The sequence below is a fragment of the Brevibacterium sp. NPDC049920 genome, from assembly GCF_040656435.1.
Taxonomy (GTDB): domain Bacteria; phylum Actinomycetota; class Actinomycetes; order Actinomycetales; family Brevibacteriaceae; genus Brevibacterium; species Brevibacterium pityocampae.
Map to the genome: position 1 here is coordinate 251,574 of NZ_JBFAMF010000003.1, position 20,499 is coordinate 272,072.

Annotated in this window: 21 protein-coding genes; 15 read left to right on the top strand and 6 right to left on the bottom strand. The window is 72.0% G+C overall.

The window, feature by feature from the left end:
• Nucleotides 1-27: 27 nt before the first annotated feature.
• Nucleotides 28-780: a transcriptional repressor LexA gene (gene lexA / locus AB0I45_RS04375; RefSeq protein ID WP_137320073.1), complete on the bottom strand. Its 753-nt coding sequence runs from the start codon at nucleotides 778-780 to the stop codon at nucleotides 28-30.
• 282 nt (nucleotides 781-1,062) lie between these two features.
• Here lexA and AB0I45_RS04380 point away from each other — a divergent pair, with 282 nt between their 5' ends.
• Genes AB0I45_RS04380 through AB0I45_RS04410 form a run of 7 tightly spaced genes read left to right on the top strand, consistent with a single transcriptional unit; the run spans nucleotide 1,063 to nucleotide 6,094 of the window.
• Complete coding sequence (locus AB0I45_RS04380) at nucleotides 1,063-1,416, top strand: LysM peptidoglycan-binding domain-containing protein (RefSeq protein WP_360317041.1); 354 nt, start codon at nucleotides 1,063-1,065, stop codon at nucleotides 1,414-1,416.
• A gap of 9 nt (nucleotides 1,417-1,425) precedes the next feature.
• Nucleotides 1,426-2,688, top strand: coding sequence for a histidinol-phosphate transaminase (locus AB0I45_RS04385; protein ID WP_360317044.1), 1,263 nt, complete (start codon nucleotides 1,426-1,428; stop codon nucleotides 2,686-2,688).
• The gene (gene hisB, locus AB0I45_RS04390; RefSeq protein WP_360317047.1) at nucleotides 2,685-3,287 is read left to right on the top strand and encodes an imidazoleglycerol-phosphate dehydratase HisB; all 603 of its coding nucleotides are present in this window, start codon (nucleotides 2,685-2,687) and stop codon (nucleotides 3,285-3,287) included. Before AB0I45_RS04385 ends, hisB begins: the two co-directional genes overlap by 4 nt.
• Nucleotides 3,284-3,883, top strand: a complete 600-nt coding sequence (locus tag AB0I45_RS04395; RefSeq protein WP_265808672.1) for a hypothetical protein — start codon at nucleotides 3,284-3,286, stop codon at nucleotides 3,881-3,883. Before hisB ends, AB0I45_RS04395 begins: the two co-directional genes overlap by 4 nt.
• Nucleotides 3,880-4,491, top strand: a complete 612-nt coding sequence (hisH, locus tag AB0I45_RS04400) for an imidazole glycerol phosphate synthase subunit HisH (RefSeq protein WP_360317051.1) — start codon at nucleotides 3,880-3,882, stop codon at nucleotides 4,489-4,491. The genes AB0I45_RS04395 and hisH overlap by 4 nt, the downstream gene beginning before the upstream one ends.
• A gap of 21 nt (nucleotides 4,492-4,512) precedes the next feature.
• On the top strand, nucleotides 4,513-5,256 hold the full coding sequence (gene priA, locus AB0I45_RS04405; protein WP_265808673.1) for a bifunctional 1-(5-phosphoribosyl)-5-((5-phosphoribosylamino)methylideneamino)imidazole-4-carboxamide isomerase/phosphoribosylanthranilate isomerase PriA: 744 nt from the start codon (nucleotides 4,513-4,515) through the stop codon (nucleotides 5,254-5,256).
• Between the two features lie 13 nt (nucleotides 5,257-5,269).
• A complete protein-coding gene (locus tag AB0I45_RS04410; protein WP_265808674.1) occupies nucleotides 5,270-6,094 on the top strand; it encodes an SseB family protein in 825 nt (274 codons plus the stop codon).
• 202 nt (nucleotides 6,095-6,296) lie between these two features.
• Here the strand turns inward: AB0I45_RS04410 and AB0I45_RS04415 are convergent, their stop codons facing one another.
• Nucleotides 6,297-7,820: a catalase gene (locus AB0I45_RS04415; protein ID WP_137320066.1), complete on the bottom strand. Its 1,524-nt coding sequence runs from the start codon at nucleotides 7,818-7,820 to the stop codon at nucleotides 6,297-6,299.
• Nucleotides 7,821-7,829: 9 nt separating this feature from the next.
• Entirely contained in the window at nucleotides 7,830-8,291 is a 462-nt protein-coding gene (locus tag AB0I45_RS04420) for a Fur family transcriptional regulator (RefSeq protein WP_137320065.1), read from the bottom strand.
• A gap of 81 nt (nucleotides 8,292-8,372) precedes the next feature.
• Between AB0I45_RS04420 and AB0I45_RS04425 the strand changes: the two genes are divergently transcribed.
• Nucleotides 8,373-9,719: a M20 family metallopeptidase gene (locus AB0I45_RS04425; RefSeq protein WP_247423718.1), complete on the top strand. Its 1,347-nt coding sequence runs from the start codon at nucleotides 8,373-8,375 to the stop codon at nucleotides 9,717-9,719.
• A 114-nt stretch (nucleotides 9,720-9,833) separates the two neighbouring features.
• On the opposite strand, the gene AB0I45_RS04430 is transcribed toward AB0I45_RS04425, so the two are convergent.
• Nucleotides 9,834-10,220 carry a DUF1844 domain-containing protein gene (locus AB0I45_RS04430; RefSeq protein WP_247423716.1) on the bottom strand — a complete coding sequence of 129 codons (387 nt, stop codon included), beginning with the start codon at nucleotides 10,218-10,220 and terminating at the stop codon, nucleotides 9,834-9,836.
• Between the two features lie 388 nt (nucleotides 10,221-10,608).
• On the opposite strand from AB0I45_RS04430, the gene infC reads away from it, so the two are divergent.
• The 5 genes from infC to AB0I45_RS04455 all read left to right on the top strand — a co-directional run bounded on the left by infC (nucleotide 10,609) and on the right by AB0I45_RS04455 (nucleotide 13,960).
• On the top strand, nucleotides 10,609-11,250 hold the full coding sequence (infC, locus tag AB0I45_RS04435; RefSeq protein ID WP_137320512.1) for a translation initiation factor IF-3: 642 nt from the start codon (nucleotides 10,609-10,611) through the stop codon (nucleotides 11,248-11,250).
• A gap of 118 nt (nucleotides 11,251-11,368) precedes the next feature.
• A complete protein-coding gene (gene rpmI, locus AB0I45_RS04440; RefSeq protein ID WP_137320062.1) occupies nucleotides 11,369-11,566 on the top strand; it encodes a 50S ribosomal protein L35 in 198 nt (65 codons plus the stop codon).
• Nucleotides 11,567-11,637: 71 nt separating this feature from the next.
• On the top strand, nucleotides 11,638-12,027 hold the full coding sequence (gene rplT, locus AB0I45_RS04445; RefSeq protein ID WP_137320061.1) for a 50S ribosomal protein L20: 390 nt from the start codon (nucleotides 11,638-11,640) through the stop codon (nucleotides 12,025-12,027).
• A 108-nt stretch (nucleotides 12,028-12,135) separates the two neighbouring features.
• Nucleotides 12,136-12,996: an RNA methyltransferase gene (locus AB0I45_RS04450; RefSeq protein ID WP_360317060.1), complete on the top strand. Its 861-nt coding sequence runs from the start codon at nucleotides 12,136-12,138 to the stop codon at nucleotides 12,994-12,996.
• Nucleotides 12,997-13,165: 169 nt separating this feature from the next.
• Nucleotides 13,166-13,960, top strand: a complete 795-nt coding sequence (locus AB0I45_RS04455) for a nuclear transport factor 2 family protein (RefSeq protein WP_360317063.1) — start codon at nucleotides 13,166-13,168, stop codon at nucleotides 13,958-13,960.
• Between the two features lie 39 nt (nucleotides 13,961-13,999).
• Here AB0I45_RS04455 and AB0I45_RS04460 read toward each other — a convergent pair whose 3' ends face one another.
• The gene (locus tag AB0I45_RS04460) at nucleotides 14,000-15,268 is read right to left on the bottom strand and encodes a serine hydrolase domain-containing protein (protein WP_360317066.1); all 1,269 of its coding nucleotides are present in this window, start codon (nucleotides 15,266-15,268) and stop codon (nucleotides 14,000-14,002) included.
• A gap of 115 nt (nucleotides 15,269-15,383) precedes the next feature.
• Nucleotides 15,384-16,862, bottom strand: coding sequence for an MFS transporter (locus AB0I45_RS04465; RefSeq protein WP_360317069.1), 1,479 nt, complete (start codon nucleotides 16,860-16,862; stop codon nucleotides 15,384-15,386).
• Between the two features lie 84 nt (nucleotides 16,863-16,946).
• Between AB0I45_RS04465 and pheS the strand changes: the two genes are divergently transcribed.
• Nucleotides 16,947-17,990 carry a phenylalanine--tRNA ligase subunit alpha gene (pheS, locus tag AB0I45_RS04470; protein ID WP_360317072.1) on the top strand — a complete coding sequence of 348 codons (1,044 nt, stop codon included), beginning with the start codon at nucleotides 16,947-16,949 and terminating at the stop codon, nucleotides 17,988-17,990.
• Nucleotides 17,990-20,497, top strand: coding sequence for a phenylalanine--tRNA ligase subunit beta (gene pheT, locus AB0I45_RS04475; RefSeq protein WP_360317075.1), 2,508 nt, complete (start codon nucleotides 17,990-17,992; stop codon nucleotides 20,495-20,497). The genes pheS and pheT overlap by 1 nt, the downstream gene beginning before the upstream one ends.
• Nucleotides 20,498-20,499: the final 2 nt, after the last annotated feature.

The following is a 20,499-nucleotide window of genomic DNA, read 5'->3' on the forward strand; positions in this document are numbered from 1 at the left end:
CGCTGTGCGGTCGGTGTCCAGCAGGCCTCAGACCCGCCGGATGACCGCGGTGACGATGCCCATGATCGTGGCGTGGTCGCCGTCGATCGGGTCGTAGATCGGGTTCTGCGGCAGCAGCCACTGCTTGCCGCCGCTGCGCTTGAGCGTCTTGACCGTGGCCTCGTCGTCGAGGAGTGCCGCGACGATCTCGCCGTTCTCCGCCGACTGCTGGCGCCGCACGACCACCCAGTCGCCGTCGCAGATCGCGGCGTCGATCATCGAGTCGCCGGCGACCTGGAGGAGGAAGAGGTCACCGGAGCCGACGACCTGGGTGGGCAGGGCGAAGACGTCCTCGACCGCCTGCTCCGCGGTGATCGGGCCGCCGGCGGCGATCCGCCCGAGCACCGGCACCATCGCCGTGTTCGCCGAACCGGGTTCGGCGGCCGGCGGGGCCTCCTCGGCCGGGTTGACGATCTCGATTGCACGGGGGCGCTTGGGATCGCGGCGCAGGTAGCCGAGGCGCTCGAGCTGGGAGAGCTGGTGGGCGACGCTCGACAGGGACGCCAGACCGGCGGCCTTGCCGATCTCGCGCATGCTCGGCGGGTAGCCGTTGGTGTACACGGCCGACTCGATCGTCTCGAGGACGAGCCGCTGGCGCGGGGTGAGGCGCTGGTCCCCGGCTGCGGCGGAGCCCTCGGGGAGCTCGACGATATCGGCCTGGGTGGCGCGGAAGTCCTCGATCTCGTCGACGACGGCGTCATTGCGCGGGCGTCCTCTGGGGCGTCGTGATTGGGGGCTCATTCCTCTTCCCTTCCCGTTCCTCTCACCGTGCTGCACGACCGGTGCGCCGTGGGCTCCGGTCCCGACCGCGAGGCCGTGTCCGCGCCCGGTGCAACACTTCGAACATAGCCGATCGCGACGTCGTTCGAATCCATTTTCACACACGTGTTCGAGAGATAGTGGACATCCGTTCGATTGTCGTGTTCAATAGTACATGAGTTCGAATCCCCGGGCCGCAGCCGCCGCGCATCATCAGTTCGGCGCACCGGCCGGCCTCGGGATCGATGAAGAGGAGGACACCCCATGTCTGCAAACACCGCACCCGCACCCGCGGCCGCCACCGTGCTCACCCCGCGCGGTCGCCGCGCCCTGCGCCTGGCCCGCACCCTCGGTCTGGCCCTGTGCGCGCTCGTCATCGGGATCGTCATCGCGCTGAGCTCCGGGGCCCAGGCCTCCGCCGGGTCCGCCGCCGGCGCCCCGGCCGGTGCGGGCTTCGACACCGTCGTCGTCGAGGAGGGCGACTCGCTGTGGTCGATCGCACAATCGGTCTCCGGCGGCCAGGACACCCGTGACGTCGTCCTCGACATCGTCGAGGTCAACGGACTCGACCGTCAGGTGGTCCACCCCGGGCAGGAGCTCGCCGTCCCCGGACGATAGACTTCTGCGGTGACGACTCTCGATGATCTCCCGCTCCGGGACGACCTGCGCGGCCGGTCCCCGTACGGCGCCCCGCAGCTCGACGTCCCCGTCCGGCTCAACGTCAACGAGAATTCCCATCCCGTCCCCGCGGAGGTCGTGAGCGCGCTCGAGCACGAGCTCTCCGCGGTGCTCCACGACCTCAACCGCTACCCCGACCGCGAGTTCGACCGCCTGCGCTCCGCGCTCGCCCACTACCTCGACGGGGTGCTCGAGCGTCAGGGAGGCCCTGCCGCCGGAACCGCCGCGCCCGAGCGCACCGACTCCGAGCGCAGTGCCACCGAGAGCACCGGCACCGGGCGCATCGACCCGGCGCAGATCTGGGCGGCGAACGGATCGAACGAGGTCCTTGCCCATATCCTCCTGGCCTTCGGCGGTCCGGGCCGCACCGCGCTCGGCTTCACCCCGAGCTACTCGATGCATCCGCTGATCACCGCGTCGACCGGCGCCGCGTGGATCGCCGTCGACCGCGAGGCGGACTTCGGGATCAGCGTCGAGTCCGCGGTGGCCGCCGTGCGCGAGCACCGGCCTGACGTCGTGTTCCTCTGCACCCCGAACAACCCCACCGGCAACGGTCTCGACCTCGCCGTCGTCGAAGCCGTGCTCGCCGCGAGCACCGGCATCGTCATCGTCGACGAGGCCTATGCCGAATTCGCGCGACCCGGATTCCGCACCGCGCTCACGCTCCTCCCGGACCACCCCCGGCTCATCGTGTCGCGCACGATGAGCAAGGCCTTCGCCTTCGCGGGCGTGCGCCTCGGGTACGCAGTCGCACACCCGGCCGTGATCGACGCGCTGCGCCTCGTGCGGCTGCCCTACCACCTGTCCGCGCTGACCCAGGCCGCCGCCTGCGCCGCGCTCGCCCACGCCCCCGCACTGCTCGCCACCGTCGACGCGCTCGTCGAGCAGCGCGAGCGCATGGCCGCCGCCCTGCTCGACGCCGGCTTCACCGTGGTGCCGAGCGACTCGAACTTCCTCCTGTTCGGCGGCATCGCCGAGCCCCACGCCCTGTGGCAGGACCTCCTCGACGCCGGCGTCCTCGTCCGCGACACCGGGATCCCCGGTCACCTGCGCGTCAACGCCGGCACCGCCGAGGAGACGGACGCCTTCATCGACGCCGTGCGCCGGGTGCTCGAGAGCACCCCGGAGCACCTCGCCGCCCCCGCCCAGATCCCCGCCGGCCCGCCCGCCGGCGCCGCCCCCCGGACAGCAAAGGACCAGGACCCCGCATGACCGAACGCCAGGCCTCGGCACACCGTGCGACGAGCGAATCCGACGTCACCGTGCGCGTCGACCTCGACGGCACCGGTGCCTCGGACATCTCCACGGGAGTGCCGTTCTACGACCACATGCTCACCGCCCTGTCGAAGCACTCGCTCATCGACCTCAACGTGAAGGCCGAGGGCGATGTCCACATCGACGTCCACCACACCGTCGAGGACACCGCGATCGTCATCGGCCAGGTCCTGCGCGAAGCGCTCGGCGACAAGGCCGGGATCCGCCGCTACGGCGACGCGCTCGTGCCGCTGGACGAATCGCTCGCCCGGTGCGTCGTCGACGTCTCCGGCCGCCCGTACTTCGTGCACAGCGGCGAGCCCGAGGGCCAGCAGTACCACCTCATCGGCGGTCACTTCACCGGCTCGATGGTCGCCCACGCGCTCGAGTCGCTCGCCTTCAACGCCGGCTTCACCGTCCACCTCTCGCTGCTCGCCGGCCGCGACCCCCACCACATCGCCGAGGCCCAGTTCAAGGCCTTCGCCCGGGCGCTGCGCGCCGCGGTCGAGCCCGACCCGCGCGTCACCGGGATCCCGAGCACCAAGGGAGCACTGTGAGCCGCACCGTCATCGTCACCCCCTTCGGCCGGCCGGATCAGCTCGCCGCGGCGTGCGTGCTCTCCGACATCCCCGGCGAGGTCGCGCCGATCGGAGACTTCTCCGCGCTCGTGCTCTCCGGCACCGACATCGCCGAGGGCAACGCCGCGGCCGCACAGCTCTCGAAGCTCACCGGACAGCACGAGGTGCTCCTCCTCGTCCGCAACGACGAGCAGATCGACGCCGCGCACTACCGGCGCGGCACCCGGGAGGCCGACGTCCCCGCCGGGCTCGCCCTCACCAACCTGCCCTCCGAGCTCGAACAGCTCCTCCTCGAGACCCTCGCCCCGCAGGACATCGACGGATGGATCGACACCGGTTCGATGACGAAGCTCCAGGCGAGCGCGGCGACCATGACCCCGGCCCGTGCGGCACTCGCCCGCACCGCGATCCTGTGGGGCATCGTCGCGCTCCTCGCCGTGATCGCGATCGTCGTCGGCGTCATCGCCGCGCTGAGCGGGATGGCAGCGGCCTGGGTCGCCGCCGGACTCGGCCTCGTCGTGCTCGTCCTCGCCGCGCTCCGCCTCCGCTCCCTGCTCGCCGGACGCACCGCATGAGCGCCCCGGTCGCGGTCCTCGACTACGGCTCGGGGAACATCCGCTCGGCCGTGCGGGCGCTCGAGCGCACCGGTGCGCGCGTCGAGCTCACCTCCGACCCGCAGCGCGCCGCCGCTGCCGCCGGCCTCGTCGTACCCGGGGTCGGGGCGTTCGCCTCGGTCATGGACGGCCTGCGTGCCGGCGGTGCCGTCGACGTCATCCGCGAGCGGCACGCCGCCGGCCGACCGCTCCTCGGGATCTGCGTCGGCCTCCAGGTGCTGTTCGCCTCCGGCTCCGAGCACGGGGTCACCAGCGCCGGCATCGGCCTGTGGGCCGGCGAGGTGACCCGCCTCCACGCCCCGGTGATCCCGCACATGGGCTGGGACACCGTCGCCCCGCCGGCCGACAGCGCGATGTTCGCCGGGATCGGCGACGAGCGCTTCTACTTCGTGCACTCCTACGCCGCGCACACCGCGCCGGCAGGAGTGCGCACCACCACGACCGTCCACGGCGAGCCGTTCGTCGCAGCCGTGGAGGACGGGGCCACCTGGGCCACGCAGTTCCACCCCGAGAAGTCCGGGGACGCCGGCGCGCAGCTGCTCGCCAACTGGGTGAAGACCCTCGACTGAGAACCGATGAAGGAAGAGACGATGACTGAACTCGTGACAGAACCCGCGCTCACCCTGCTGCCGGCCGTCGACGTGGCCGACGGCAAGGCCGTGCGGCTGGTCCAGGGCGAGGCGGGCTCCGAGACCGACTACGGCTCGCCCGTCGAGGCCGCGCAGCAGTTCGAGGACGCCGGGGCGGAATGGATCCACCTCGTCGACCTCGATGCCGCGTTCGGCCGCGGCTCGAACTACGCACTGCTCACCCAGGTCACCAAGGCGCTGTCGATCAAGGTCGAGATCTCCGGCGGCATCCGCGACACGGAGAGCCTCGAGCGCGCCCTCGACACCGGTGCGGAGCGGGTGAACATCGGCACCGCGGCGCTGGAGAACCCGGCCTGGACCGCCGAGGTCATCCGCGACTACGGCGACCGGATCGCGATCGGCCTCGACGTCCGCGGCACCACCCTCGCCGCCCGCGGCTGGACCGAGGACGGCGGGGACCTCTACGACGTCCTCGCCGAGCTCGAGGCCGCCGGCTGCGCCCGCTACGTCGTCACCGATGTGCGCAAGGACGGCACCCTGCAGGGCCCCAACCTCGACCTGCTGCGCACCCTGTGCGCGCGGACGGACCGCCCGATCGTCGCCTCCGGGGGAGTGTCGAGCCTCGACGACATCGCCGCGCTGCGCACGCTCGTGCCGGAGGGCGTCGAGGCCGCGATCGTCGGCAAGGCGCTCTACGCCGGCCGGTTCACGCTCGCCGAGGCGCTCGACGTCGCCGGCCGCTGAGGCCGTCGCACCGATGACCGAGGACACTCCCGGGACCCCGGGGAGCCGGGACCTGCCCGCCCACCTCACCGGCATGACCGCCGGGAACACTGCTGACTCGGCCGGGGTACCGTGGGCGGGCAGGGACCTCAAGCCCAATCCCTTCTCCGGGGACACAGGGCTGGCCGAGCCGCGGCTCACCGCCGCGCTCGATGCGGTGACCGCCGCACCCTTCGACCCGGCCGCCCACCGCGGTGTGCTCACGGCCCTGCGCGGTGCCCGGGTCTACGCCCCGGTCCTGCCCACCGCCGTCGAGCACACGACCGATGAGCGCGGCCTCGTCCACGACAACTCCTCGGAGATGGCGATGGTGCGCCTCGCCGCCGACGACGGCCGGGAGTGCACCCCGTGCTTCTCCGACATCCCCGCGCTCACCGCCTGGGGCACCGCGGCCAGGCCGGTGCCCATCGAGGCCGAGCGCCTGTGCGTCGCCGCGATCGAGGAGGGCGCGCAGCTCGTCGTCATCGACGCCGGGTCGGCCCACCCGTTCCTGCTCCGTCGCACCGCGCTGTGGGCCTTCGTCCAGGACCAGCCGTGGACGCCGGCGTGGGCCGACGGCGAGGTCGCCCGGGCCGCCGGTCGGATCGCCGGGCAGTTCGACTGGATCGCCCGGGTGGGACTCGCCCCGGCCGGCCGGTCCGTGCATCTCGCAGGTCCCGAGCTCGCCCTCGTCCTCGGCGTCGACCGGCTCCCGGAGCCGGGTGAGACCGCCGCCCTGCGTCAGGCGCTGAGCGCGGACGCGGAGTTCGTCGAGCGCGTCGACTCGATGGTGATCTCCATCGACCCCGCCCGCGGCTGAGACCCGCCCGCGGCCCGGCCGCAGTGGCTGTCACCCGCCCGCAGTCCTGCCACGCCCGCGGCTGCCTGCGATGGGGGAGGCGCAAGACCCGGACACGTCAACGGGCCCCGGACCAGAGGTCCGGGGCCCGTCGCGTGCAGCTCGGCTCGCAGGCGCAGGGCCGGGAGCTCAGCTGCGCAGTGCGCTCAGCTGATCCCTGCGATCAGCTCGGCTTGTTCTCCGTCGCGGCGGTGCCGGCGCCCTCCTTCTGGGCGCCGCGCACGACGTTCTCCACGCGTGCGCCGAGGTCCGCATCGACGTTCTTCCAGTAGTCGAACGCCTTGACGAGGATCGGCTCGGACACCCCGTTGAGCAGGTGCCCTGCGATGTTGCCGACCAGGCGGTCGCGGCCGGCGTCGTCGAGGACCTTGCGCACGAGATCGCCGGCCTGGTTGAAGTCGCCGTCGTCCTTGCGCAGGGTCGGGGCCGAGCGCAGGACATCGCCCTCGACGGACACGAGGTTGTTCTCCGTGGTCCGCGAGGCATCGGCGTGCGGGCCGCCGTAGCTGTTCGGCGCGTAGGTCGGCTGGTCCTTCGGGTAGTTCTCGAAGGACATCGGACCGGCCTGAGAGTAGCTGTTCTTCACCGCGTTCTTCGGGCGGTTGACCGGCAGCTGCGCGTAGTTCGGGCCGATCCGGTAGCGGTGGGTGTCGGCGTAGGAGAAGATCCGGCCCATGAGCATCTTGTCGGGGGACAGGCCGGTGCCGGGCACGAGGTTCGACGGGGCGAAGGCCGCCTGCTCGATCTCGGAGTGGAAGTCCTCCGGGTTCCGGTTGAGCTCCATGACGCCGACCTCGTGCAGCGGGTAGTCCGCGTGCGGCCAGATCTTCGTCACGTCGAAGGGGTTGATCCGGTAGTCCTTGGCGTCCTCGTAGGGCATGATCTGCACCTTGAGGGTCCAGGACGGGAAGTTGCCCGCCTCGATCGCGTCGAACAGGTCACGACGGTGGAAATCCGCGTCGATGCCGGCCATCTGATCGGCCTCCTCGGCGGAGAAGCCCTCGTGACCGTGCTTCTCGATGAACTCCTGCTTCTGGTTGGAGATCCAGTGGTACTTGACCCAGAAGCGCTCGCCGGCGGCGTTGACCCACTGGAAGGTGTGCGAGCCGTAGCCGTTCTGCTCGCGCCACGACCGCGGGATGCCGCGGTCGCCCATGAGGTAGGTGACCTGGTGGGCCGAAGCCGGCACCTGCGTCCAGAAGTCCCACTGCATGTTGTGGTCGCGCAGACCCGAGTCGCTGCGGCGCTTCTGCGAGTGGATGAAGTCCTGGAACTGGATGGTGTCGCGGACGAAGAACACCGGGGTGTTGTTGCCCACGATGTCGAGGTTGCCCTCGGTGGTGTACATCTTCACCGCGAAGCCGCGCGGATCGCGCCAGGTGTCGGGGGAGCCCTGCTCGCCGGCGACGGTGGAGAACCGGGTGAGGGTCTCGGTCTTCGTCTTCGGCTGGAACACCGCGGCCCGGGTGTACTTCGAGACGTCCTGGGTCACCGTGAAGGTGCCGAACGCGCCGCCGCCCTTGGCGTGCACCACGCGCTCGGGCACGCGCTCGCGGTTGAAGTGGGCCATCTTCTCGATGAGGTAGTGGTCCTGGAGCAGGATCGGGCCGTTGGGGCCGACGGTGAGCGAGTGCTCATCGCTGCCGACGGGGATTCCGAAATCGTTGGTCGTGTAGTTCTCGGCCATTGTTCCTCCTTAAAGGGAGACCGTTGCGGATCGTGATGGATCCTCCTGGGCGTCGCGACACCGGGCGCACTGCCCCCAGTACACGACCTCCGCGAGCTCCACGGCGAAGCCGTGGGACTCCGGGGGGTGCATGCACGGCACATCGTCCCCGCTGCACGGCACATCGACGATCTCCCGGCAGGACCGGCAGACCAGATGATGGTGGTTGTCGTGCCGCTGGAACTCGTACCGGGCCGCGGCGGAGCCGGTGGGGTCGATGCACCGGACCAGGTCGGCGCGCTCGAAGGCTGCGAGCACGTCGTAGACGGTCTGATGCGAGACCCTGCCGATCCGCGTGCGGGCGGCGGCGGTGATCTCCTCCACGTCGGGATGACCGGAGGAGGTGCGGAGCACCTCGAGCACGGCCTGGCGGGGCGCGGTCACCCGCAGCCCGGCAGCCCGGATCAGCTCGGAGGCACTCGATGTCGTCACGTCCACCACTCTATGCCCTTTTCTGGAACTGCTCAAGAAAACGACTGTGGAGTCGCTCACCCGGCCGATAGGGTGGCGAGCATGAGTGATCGAGCCGAGCCCACCCGTCCGAGCACGCTCTACCTCGATGCGATGCGGGCCGAGACCGAGGCGCGGGCCCGGGCGGCGGGTCCGCCCCACTCGGTGCACACCGGGGCGCCGGTCTCCGTCCTCCACCGCCTCCGCGCCGCGCTCGAGGGTCGGCGGGAGCGCCTCGTCGCGCTCTCCCATGCTGTCCACCGCACCGCCGAGGTGGCCTTCGAGGAGCATCGCTCGGTGCGCCTCCTCGAGGGCGTCCTCGCCGGTGCCGGGGTGAGTGCGGAGATCGGGGTGCACGGCCTCGACACCGCGCTCGAGGCGGGCTGGGGGAGCGCGGACACCGGTCGGACCGTCGCCTTGCTCGCCGAGTACGATGCGCTGCCCGGCATCGGCCATGCCTGCGGCCACAACGTCATCGCCGCCTCGGCCGTGGGCGCCTTCCTCGCCGTCGTCGACGTCATGCGCGGCACCGACCCCGCCACGCCGCTGCCCGGACGGGTCGTGCTCCTCGGCACGCCGGCGGAGGAGGGGCGCACCGGCAAGGAGATCATGGCCCGCCACGGGGCCTTCGCCGGCATCGACGCCGCGCTCATGCTCCATCCCTCGGGCACCGATGCCGCGGAGCAGACCTGGCTCGGACGGCGCACGCTCGACGTCACGTTCCGCGGGATCGCCGCGCATGCCTCGGCGCAGCCGTTCATGGGGCGCAACGCGCTCGACGCGGCCGCGCTCATGTACCAGGGGATCGGACTGCTGCGCCAGCAGATGCTCCCCGTCGACCGCGTCCACGCCTCGATCCCGGACGGCGGGGACCGGCCGTCGATCATCACCGAGTCGGCACGGGTGAGCGTGTACGTCCGCTCCGCGTACCCGCAGACCCTGCGCGAGCTCTCCGCCCGGGTCGAGGACATCGCCCGCGGCGCGGCGCTCATGACGGGCTGCGGGGTCGAGGTCGGCTGGGACGCCAATCCGCCGAGCCTGCCGGTGCGGGCCAGCGGCGAGCTCGCCGCGCGCTGGGCCGTCCACGAGCAGGAGCGCGGACGGCAGCCCGTGCCGGCCGGGATCGTGCCGGACACGCTCGCGGCCTCGACGGACTTCGGGAACGTGAGCTGGCGGATGCCGGGGATCCACCCGACGATCGCGATCGCGGACGCCGACGTCGCCTGGCACACCCGCGCCTTCGCCGATGCCGCCGCGTCCCCGCGGGCCGATGCCGCGGTGGTCGACGGGGCCTACGGGCTGGCCGCCACCGCCCTCGACTACCTGTGCGACGACGCGCTCGCCGCGGCCGTCGAGCGGGACTTCACGGCCGGCGGCGGCGCGATCGACGTCCCGAGCTATTTCGACTGAGCGGGGCACAGCCGCGAACTGCGCGGTATCCGAAACCGAGCGCGCAATTGCGCGACCGGATCCGGATACCGCGCAGTTCTGCGGGGAGGGATCGGTGAGCGGGGCCCGGGCGGGTCAGCGGACCGGGCCGGTGAACTTCTCTCCGGGCCCCTGGCCGGGGGCGTCGGGGATCGACGAGGCCTCGCGGAACGCGAGCTGCAGGCTGCGCAGCCCGTCGCGCAGCGGCCGGGCGTGGTGGTCGCCGATCTCTGTGGCGCCGGCAGTGACGAGTCCGGCGAGGGCGGTGATGAGCTTGCGCGCCTCGTCGAGGTCGGTGAGCTCGGCGGCGCTCTGCGCGTCGGTGTCCTCGGCGAGACCGCACTTGACGGCGGCGGCGCTCATGAGGTGGACGGCGGCCGCGGAGATGATCTCGACGGCCGGCACCTCGGCGATGTCCCGGACGGCCTGGGCGTCCGCGTCCGAGGCGGGGTCGAGTGGGGGATTCGTGTGCGGTTCGGTCATCCCCCCAGCATCCCATATCCTGGGCCCTGCTCCGGCACGGCGGCGCCCCGCCCCGGGCGCGGTCCGCCGTCCACCCACACCCGAGGAGGGGTCGGCTCGGCAACACCGTGGCGCCGTCCCGGGCGCGGGAGAGGCTGTGCGGCACCCGCGGCGGGGCTCGATTGTGCAGTCCGGCACCGGGCGTAGTACGATGAACGGGTGCAAAGAGGAGCCTGGCTCCCACCTGGATCGCCTCAGGCGATCGGGTTCTCGAACACGGTCCTGCTCCACACGGACCGATCGGACGTGGTCTCCGCGTGCGTGTGCTTCGAACCGGGCTCCCTTCGCATGTGCCGAAGGGGGCCTTTTCTCTTTCGGTTCACCTCATCGTCGAAGAAGGAGCGAGCACATCAGCGAGCCGCGCATCAATGATCGGATTCGGGTACCGGAAGTCCGCCTGGTCGGCCCCAACGGGGAGCAGGTGGGGATCGTCGCCATCCGCAAGGCACTCGACCTCGCCCGCGAGGCAGACCTCGACCTCGTCGAGGTGGCACCGCAGGCCAAGCCGCCCGTGGCCAAGCTCATGGACTACGGCAAGTTCAAGTACGAATCCGCTCAGAAGGCACGCGAGTCCCGGAAGAATCAGGCCAACATGGCGCTGAAGGAGATCCGGTTCCGGCTGAAGATCGACGAGCACGACTACGAGACCAAGAAGGGCCACGTCTCCCGGTTCCTCGCCGGCGGCGACAAGGTCAAGGTCATGATCATGTTCCGCGGTCGCGAGCAGTCGCGCCCCGAGATGGGCATCAAGCTGCTCAACCGGCTGGCCGAGGACGTGTCCGAGCTCGGCTCCGTCGAGTCCTCGCCGCGTGTGGACGGCCGGAACATGGTGATGGTCGTGGCACCCTTCCGCAACAAGGCGGACGCCAAGGCGGAATCCCGCAAGGCGAGCCGCGACGCCAAGGGTGCGAGCGCCGAGGTCAAGTCCCGGCGCGAACGGGCGGCCCAGGCCAAGGCGGGCACCGCTCCCGCCGACGACGACGAGTCATAAGTTCTTCGTGCTCGCACCCGGCCCGCACCGCGGGTGGGCGCGAGCGCGCGACACGCACACCGATCGTCGATCGCACCGGTTCCCACCGGCGCGTCGACATGAGAAGGAGAACGGCACCATGCCGAAGCAGAAGACCCACAGCGGCGCCAAGAAGCGCCTGCGCCTCACCGGCAGCGGCAAGGTCATGCGCGAGCGCGTGAACAATCGCCACCTCGCCGAGCACAAGTCCTCACGCCGCAAGCGTCGGCTGTCGATGGACCAGACGCTGACCAAGGGTGACGCCGCCAAGGCCCTCAAGCTGCTGGGCAAGCGCTGATCACCGGTTCCCGAGGCCGTGCAGGCCTGCGCCGCCGCAGTGCGGCACCCGATTCGTTCTAAGGAGTACACGTGGCACGTGTGAAAAGGGCGCTCAACGCCAAGAAGAAGCGCCGGGTCATCCTCGACCGCGCGAGCGGCTACCGCGGACAGCGGTCCCGTCTCTACCGCAAGGCCAAAGAGCAGGTCATCCACTCGCTGGTCTACAGCTACCGCGACCGTCGCGCCCGGAAGGGCGACTTCCGTCGCCTCTGGATCCAGCGGATCAACGCCGGGGCGCGCGCCAACGGCATGACCTACAACCGTTTCATCCAGGGTCTCAAGGGCGCCGGTGTCGAGGTCGACCGCCGCATGCTCGCCGAGCTCGCCGTCAACGACGCCGCGACCTTCGCCGCGCTCGTCAAGATCGCCAAGGAAGCCCTGCCGGCCGACGTCAACGCCGCCAAGACCTCCGCAGCCTGATCGCGCTCCGCCCACGGCGGATCCGCCGGTCGCCGATCCCGGGGAATCGACACCGATTCCCCGGGATCGCACTATTCACCGGCCCGGCGCACCACTAGGCTGGAGGGCATGAGCCGCACCCCGACGCCCGCCGACGACCGCATCACCTCGCCGAAGTCCGCCCGCATCCGCGCCGCCGCCAAGCTGGCAAACCGCTCGTGGCGGACCAAGGAGGGCCGGTTCCTCGCCGAGGGGCCCCAAGCGGTCCGCGAGGCCGTGGCCGCCGCCGGGGATCGGGGCGCACCCGTGCCGGTCCAGGTGATCGAGGTCTTCGTCACCGAGGAGACCGCCGCCCGTCACACCGACATCCTCGGAACCGCCGCGGCGGCCCGGATCCCGGTCCGCGCGATCGCCGACGCGCTCATCGGAGAGATCTCCGACACCGTCGCCTCGCAGGGGATCGTCGCCGTCTGCTCGACCCTCGACGTGCCGCTCACCGAGATCGTGACCGAGCGCGCGCGCCTCGTCGTCGTGCTGTCCCAGGTGCGCGACCCCGGCAATGCCGGGACCGTCCTGCGGGTCGCCGACGCCGCCGGCGCCGACGCGGTGATCATCACCTCCTCGAGCGTCGACGTCTACAACCCGAAGACCGTCCGCTCGACCGCCGGCTCCCTCTTCCACGTCCCCGTGGTCACCGGGGTGGGCCTGCCCGAGGTGGCCGAGCTCGCCCGGGCCCGCGGGCTCCAGGTGCTCGCCGCCGACGCCCACCCGCCGGCCCACGACCTCCACCAGCCGTGGGAGACCGGACTCGATCTCGCCCGGCCCACCCTGTGGGTGTTCGGCAACGAGGCATGGGGGCTGCCGGAGAAGGACCGCGCCGAGTGCGACGGTGCGGTGGCGATCCCGATCTACGGGCGCGCGGAGAGCCTCAACCTCGGCACCGCCGCCGCGATCTGCATCTACGAGAGCGCCCGCGCCGCCCAGGCGTAACCACCCGCACCGCGGCGAGAGGCGTGGTCTCGCGGGCTGCCGCAGGGGTGTCCCCGCACGGCCGCGGGGCGTAGCCTGGGAAGCGGACGGGCCCGCACTTCTCCGGCCGCACACCGGTGTGCGACCGGGTCCGCAGGCGCCCCACCGCCCAGCGACCAAGGAGCAGAAGATGACCGACATCCGAGAACTCGTCCTCACCGCGGACCGGGAGCTCTTCACCGAGCACGACCTCTCCACGCTCGACCGGAACTTCTCCGCCGACTACGTCGAGCACTCCCCGCTCGTCGCCGACGGCAAGGACGGCCTGCGCGCCCTCGTCAGCGGGGCCGGCGACGGCCTGCGGCACGACGTCGCCCGCGTCCTCGTCGACGAGGAGAAGGGCCTCGTCGCCCTCCACGGCGCCTACCCCGGGCTCGACCCGGACACCGTCTACGTGGGCTTCGACATCTACCGGGTGGCCGACGGGAAGATCGTCGAGCACTGGGACGGCCTCGTCGAGCAGACGCCGCCCAACGCCTCCGGACGGACCCAGCTCGACGGGCCCACCGAGGTCGACCCGACCGCCGACTCCGAGGCGAGCCGCGCCTTCGTCGAGACGGCGTGGACGCGATTCCTCCAGGGACAGGACTACGCCTCGGCCGGCGAGTTCACCCGCGCCGACGACCGGTTCGCGCAGCACTCCGGGGACATCGCCGACGGTGTGCAGAACATGGTCGACTTCCTCGAGCAGCTCAAGGCCGACGGCTCGGCGCTGACCTACGACACGATGCACCGGTCCGTCGCGGACGGGGACTTCGTCCTCACCTACTCCGAGGGGTCGATCGCGGGGGAGCGGCACTTCTTCTGCGAACTGTGGCGGATCGAGGACGGCGCCTGGGTAGAGCTGTGGGACGCGATCGGCCCGGTCGCCCCCGACGACCAGCTCGCCCACCCGCACGGCGCCTTCGCCTCGACCGCGGACTGAGAGCGCCGAGGACCACCCGCCGGGGCCGGTGCGAAGGGGTCAGGTGCGGGGGATCGTCGCCTCGAGGAGCGAGAACAGCTCGAGGGCGCACGGGTCGGCGAACGGCAGCATCTGTGTGAACAGCGCCCCGCAGTCCCGGTTCTCCCAGTCGACCCAGAAGTAGGAGTTGCACAGACCGGCCCACATGAGCCCGCCCGGAGCGCGGCCATGGGGGCCGGTCCGTGTATTCGTCATTCCGAGCAGCGACCAGTTGTCGCCCTGCTCCGGGATGAAGTCCCAGTCCTCCGTGCTCGCCGGCAGCGCCGAGCGGCGTGGGGAGACCCAGCTGGCGGGCAACTGGGCCCGGCGCGCCTCGGCGGAGAGCACCGGGCTCAGCAGCGGCGCACCGGTGATGCCGGGGGAGCCGAGTGCAGGGGAGCCCGAGTCGGCCGAGTGAGGTGCGGGGGAGCCCGGTGAATTGGAGCGCTGCGGGGCGGAATCGGCGAGCAGCGCGCGGAGCAGCCGGAGGAAGTCCCGCGGTGTGCCGTAGAGCCCGCCCCCGCCGGCGGCCTGCTCCGGATCGTCGGGGTAGCGCAGGTCGAGCGGGGCGAGCCGCGCGCTCCCGTCCTCGTACCGCGTGCGCGAGTGCATCGGCGCCGCCGGGCCGTGAGGGCCGAAGCGCACCGAATCGAGGCCCAGCGGATCGAGCACCCAGGTGCGCAGAATGCGCTCCAAGGTCTCCCCGCACCGGGCCTCGAGCACGACCCCGAGCAGGTCGATGCCGATCCCGTAGTTCCACTGGGTGCCCGGTTCCGCGATGAGCGGCAGCTCGAGGCTGGCGGCGCGGCTGCTCGCCCGGGAGGGCACCGCGTGCTCGCGGGCATAGCGGCCGAGGCGCGACTCGAGGAAGTCGTAGCCGAACCCGGCGGTGTGGGTCAGCAGCATCCGCGCGGAGATCGGTGTCCGCGGCACGGCATACCGGGCGCCGGACGCGTCGTACCCGGTGAGGATCCGGACCTCCCGGAGGTGGGTGACATCGGTGATCGGGGCGTCGAGGTCGAGCAGGCCTGCGTCGACGAGGCGGAGGGCGGCGAGCGCGGTGAACGTCTTCGACAGCGAGGCGTACCACACCACCGTGTCCTCGCTCAGGAGCTCCCCGCCGGGCGGGGTCGCGGAGAAGGAGTAGGTCTCTCGGCCTGCGGTGAGGGCGAGGAGCGCGGGCAGGCGTCGGGATTCCACGGCGGACCGGGCGGCGGATTCGAACCGCGCGAGTGCCTGGGCGCGGGACGCAGCGGACGACTCACGGCTCTCACTCGGGGCTCCACTCATGTCCCCAGTCTCGCCGCGGCCGGGTGCCCGGGCAACACCCGGGTGCGCCTGGGGAGCGGATGCGCCTCGTGCCCGAACTCGCCTCGGGCCCGGGCCCGCCACGTGATCGGCCCGGTCACCGGCCGGCGCGCGGTGGGCGGGATGCGAGCACGAGCAGGATGCCGAGCCCGGTGACGACGATCATCGCGACGACGAGGGACATCCAGCCCGCCGGGGAGATCGCATCCCCGACGATGACCGCCATGATTACCATCGCGACGACCGCCCCCAGATAGCGTGCGAGCTGGAACAGCCCGGCCGCCACCCCGGCCGCGCCGACCCGGGCGGCGGTGAACATCGCCTGATTGAGCCCGAGCGGGATGAGGCCGTAGGGGACGCCGAGGAGCACGAGGGCGAGTGCGCTGAGCCACCACTCGGACCCGGTGCCGATCGGCAGGAGCACGACGACCCCGAGGAGCAGGATCGCCGACCCGAGGACGAGGAACCGCCGCAGCCCCCACCGGCCGAGGAGCCGGGTGGCCGGGGCGACCATCGACGCCGACACCACCGCGAGCGCGGCCATGCACAGTCCCACCTGCGCCACCGGCATCCCGACGACCGCCTCGAGGAACGGCGGGAACCCGAACAGCACCAGGTAGAACACGACGTTGAACAGGCCGAACTGGAGCAGCACCATGAGCAGCGCGGGGTTCGCCCGGAGCGCGCGCAGATCGAGCACCGGCACCGGGGCGCGGAGCTCCCACAGCACGAACAGCACCCCGGCGCCCACCGCGAGCACGGCCAGCGGTGCACGCATTCCGGGGACCGAGTCGAGCAGCGCGAGGATGAGCGCCGACATCGCCAGCGAGAACCCGAGGACCCCGGGGACATCGGCGGTGAAGAAGACCGCGAGCAGCCCGCGCCGCGGTCCACCACCTCCCCGGTCCGTGCCGTCCCTGGTGCCGCCGGGAGCCGAGGTGCCCGCACCGGGCGCGTCCGCGGGCGCCTCGGCGGCGGGTCCCGTGCTCCCCGCGGAGTATCCACGGGCGGAGTCCCGGGGCGCGGCGAGGGCGACGATGATGCCGGCGCCGAGCGCGAGCGGGATGTTGAGCCAGAACTGCGCCGACCAGTCGAACAGCGCGAGCGCGAGACCGCCGAGCGCCGGCCCGAGCGCCATCCCGAGGAAGTTCACCACCTGGATCCCGCCGAGCGCCCGCACCGAATCGGGCCCCGGCCGCACCCACCGGCCCAGCAGGTTGACTGCGGACGGGTACGCGCACGCGGTGCCGAGGGCGAGCAGGCCGCGGGCCGCGCTGAGCCCCACGATGTCGCGCGCGAGCGAGCCCCATACCGCGGCGATGAGGACGACGAGCATCCCGGACACGAAGATCCGCTGCGGGCCGTAGCGGTCGGCGAACCGGCCGAGCACCGGCTGCGCGGTGCACGACACGAGGTAGAACACGGTGACGACCCAACTCACCTCGACGAACGTCGCCCCGAGGTCGCGGGCGATCGCGATGAGCGCGACGGTGATCATCGTCGAGTTCAGCGGATTGAGCATGGTGCCCAGCGACAACCCGGCGAGAACCAGGCGGGAGTGCGGCAGGGCGGGCATGACCCCCAGCATAGCGACGCCGGAGCGGGGCCAACCTTCGTTAGACTGATGGACGGTCGGTTCACCACGAGAGAAAGAAGGCCGATGACAGAGCACCTCGATCCGCGGGACGAGACCGCGGTCGCCGCCGCAGTGGACGCCGCGGCCGCCGCATTCGCCGCCGCCGACACCCTCGACGCGCTCAAGGCCGCCAAGATCGATCACATGGGCGACCGCTCCCCGCTGGCACTGGCCAACCGCGGCATCGGGCAGCTCGACCAGGCGGAGAAGGCCCAGGCCGGCAAGCTCGTCGGGCAGTCCCGCGGCGCGGTCAAGCGTGCCCACGACGCCCGGCTGGCCGAGCTCGAGGAGCAGCGCGAGGCCGAGGTGCTCGTCGCGGAGACCATCGACGTCACCCTCCCCACCGCTCGCCGCTCCACCGGCGCCCGCCACCCGCTGCAGCTGCTCCAGGAGCGCGTGGCCGACCACTTCATCGCCCACGGCTGGGAGGTCGCCGAGGGCCCCGAGGTCGAGGCCGAATGGCTCAACTTCGACTCCCTCAACTTCGGCCCCGACCACCCTGCCCGGCAGATGCAGGACACCTTCTTCCTCGACCCGGAGGACGCCGCCCTCGTGCTGCGCACCCACACCTCCCCGGTGCAGTCCCGCTCGCTGCTCGAGCGCGGTGTGCCGCTCTACGTCGTGTGCCCGGGCAAGGTCTTCCGCACCGACGAGCTCGATGCCACCCACACCCCGGTGTTCCACCAGATCGAGGGCATCGCGATCGACCGCGGCCTGACGATGGCGCACCTCAAGGGCACGCTCGACGACTTCGCCCGTGCGATGTTCGGACCCGAGTCCCGCACCCGGCTGCGCCCGAGCTTCTTCCCCTTCACCGAGCCGAGCGCGGAGATGGACTTCTGGTTCCCGAACAAGGTCGGCGGTCCCGGCTGGATCGAGTGGGGCGGTTGCGGCATGGTGCACCCCAACGTGCTCCGCGCCGCCGGGATCGACCCCGAGGAGTACCAGGGCTTCGCATTCGGAATGGGCATCGAGCGCACGCTCATGCTCCAGGAAGGGATCAACGACATGCACGACATGGTCGAGGGCGACCTCCGCTTCTCCGCCCGGTTCGGGGTGAACGCCTGATGCGCGTCCCACTCGAATGGCTCTCCGAGCACGTCGACCTGACCGTCGTCGACGACCCGCACCAGCTCGCCGCCGACCTCGCGGGCATCGGCCTCGAGGAGGAGGACTTCTTCGGTCCCGAGGTGTCCGGCCCGCTCGTCGTCGGCCGCGTCCTCGCGCTCGAGCCGGAGGAGCACTCCAACGGCAAGACGATCAACTGGTGCCAGGTGGACGTCGGGGAGGACGAGCCGCGCGGCATCGTGTGCGGCGCCCACAACTTCTCCGCAGGCGACCTCGTCGTCGCCGCGCTCCCCGGTGCCGTGCTGCCCGGCGACTTCCGGATTGCGGCGCGCACAACCTACGGTCACGTGTCCGACGGCATGATCTGCTCGCTGCGCGAGCTCGGTCTCGGCGAAGACCACGACGGCATCATCGTGCTCACCGCGCTCGGCCTCACCGGCGAGCCCGGGGACGACGCCGCAGCACTCCTCGGCCTCGACCGCACCACGCTCGACGTCAACGTCACCCCCGACCGCGGCTACCAGCTCTCGATCCGCGGCATCGCGCGCGAGTACGCGATGCTCAAGGGCCAGGCGTTCCGCGATCCGGCGAACCGCCCGGTCGCAGACCCCACCGCCGACGGCTTCCCGGTCGACCTCGCCGACGACGCCCCGATCCACGGGGTGCCCGGCTGCTCGCGCTTCACCGCGCTCATCGTCCGCGACATCGACCCGGGCGCGCGCACCCCGTTCTGGATGCAGCGCCGGCTCCTCGAAGCCGGGATGCGCCCCATCAGCCTCGCCGTCGACGTGACGAACTACGTCATGCTCGAGCTCGGTCAGCCGCTCCACGCCTACGACCTCGACCTGCTCGGCCGGCGCATCGTCGTGCGCCGCGCACGTTCCGGGGAGAAGCTCACCACGCTCGACGACGTCACCCGCACGCTCGATCCCGAGGACCTCCTCATCACCGACGAGTCCGACGGCGACTCCCGCATCATCGGGCTCGCCGGCGTCATGGGCGGCGCCGCGCTCGAGGTGTCCGCGACCACCCGGAACATCCTCCTCGAGGCCGCGCACTTCGACGAGGTCTCGATCGCCCGCACCGCCCGCCGGCACCGGCTGCCCTCGGAGGCCTCGCGCCGCTTCGAGCGCGGCGTCGACCCGGCACTCGGCCCGGTGGCCGCCCAGCGTGCCGCGGAGCTCCTCGTCGAGCTCGGCGGCGGCACCCTCGACCCGGCGACCACCGTCGCAGGCGAGGCGCCCGCCGCCCGCACCATCGCCCTGCCGCTCGATCTGGCCGCCCGGAAGGTCGGGGTCGACTACTCGCCGGCCGAGGTCACCGGGCTGCTCGAGGCGATCGGCGCGCACGTCGAGGTCAGCGGCGACACCGCGCAGGTCACCGTGCCGACATGGCGCTCCGACCTCACCGATCCGATCGACCTCGTCGAGGAGATCGCCCGGGCAGGCGGCTACGACCGCATCCCCTCGGTGCTGCCCCAGGCCCCGGGCGGCCGCGGCCTCACCGCCGCGCAGCGGGCCCGCCGGCGCCTGTCGAACCTGCTCGCCGGGCTCGGCTACACCGAGGTGCTCACCTACCCGTTCACCTCGGACAAGCGCAGCGATGAGCTGCTCCTGCCCGCCGACGACGCCCGCCGCCGGGCCGTCCGACTCGCCAACCCGATGGCCGACGACCAGCCGCTCATGCGCACCCACCTGCTCGCCACGCTCGTCGACGCCATCGCACGCAACACCGGTCGCGGCTTCAAGGACGTCGCGGTGTTCGAGGCCGGCATGGTGACCCTGCCCGAGCGCGCGCCCGAACCCGGGCTGCGGTTCGAGCCCGGCTACCACCCGAGCGCCGACGAGCTCGCGGCGATCCGCGACTCCGTCCCGCCCCAGCCCTTCCACTACGCCGGAGTCATCGCCGGCCGCGCGGAGCTGCCCGGCACCTGGGGTGCCGGACGGGCCGCCGAGGCCGCCGACGTCATCGACACAGTGCGCCGGATGGTCGCGGCGTGCGGTCTCGGCGCCGAGGTGCGCGCAGCCCGCCGGGCGCCGTTCCACCCGGGGCGGTGCGCGGAGTTCGTGCTCGCCGACGGCACCGTGCTCGGCCACGCCGGGGAGCTCCACCCCAAGGTGCTCGAGAACCTCGGCCTGCCGAAGCGCAGCGTGGCCTTCGAGATCGACCTCGACGCGCTGCTCGGCCAGGAGGACTCCCGTGATTGGGCCGGCGTCCTGTCCACCTACCCGGTGTCCCGCCAGGACGTCGCGCTCGTCGTCGCCGCCGACACCCCGGCCGCCGAGGTCGCACGGGCCCTGCGGGACGGGGCGGGTGCGGAGCTCGAGACCCTCGAGGTGTTCGACGTCTACACCGGTGACCAGGTGCCCGAGGGACGGAAGTCCCTGGCGTTCCGGATGACCTTCCGTGCCGCGGACCGCACGCTCACCGCCGACGAGGCCTCCGCGCTGCGCGAGGCCGCCACCGCCGTCGCCGCGCAGCGGTTCGGCGCCGAGGTGAGGAGCTGAGC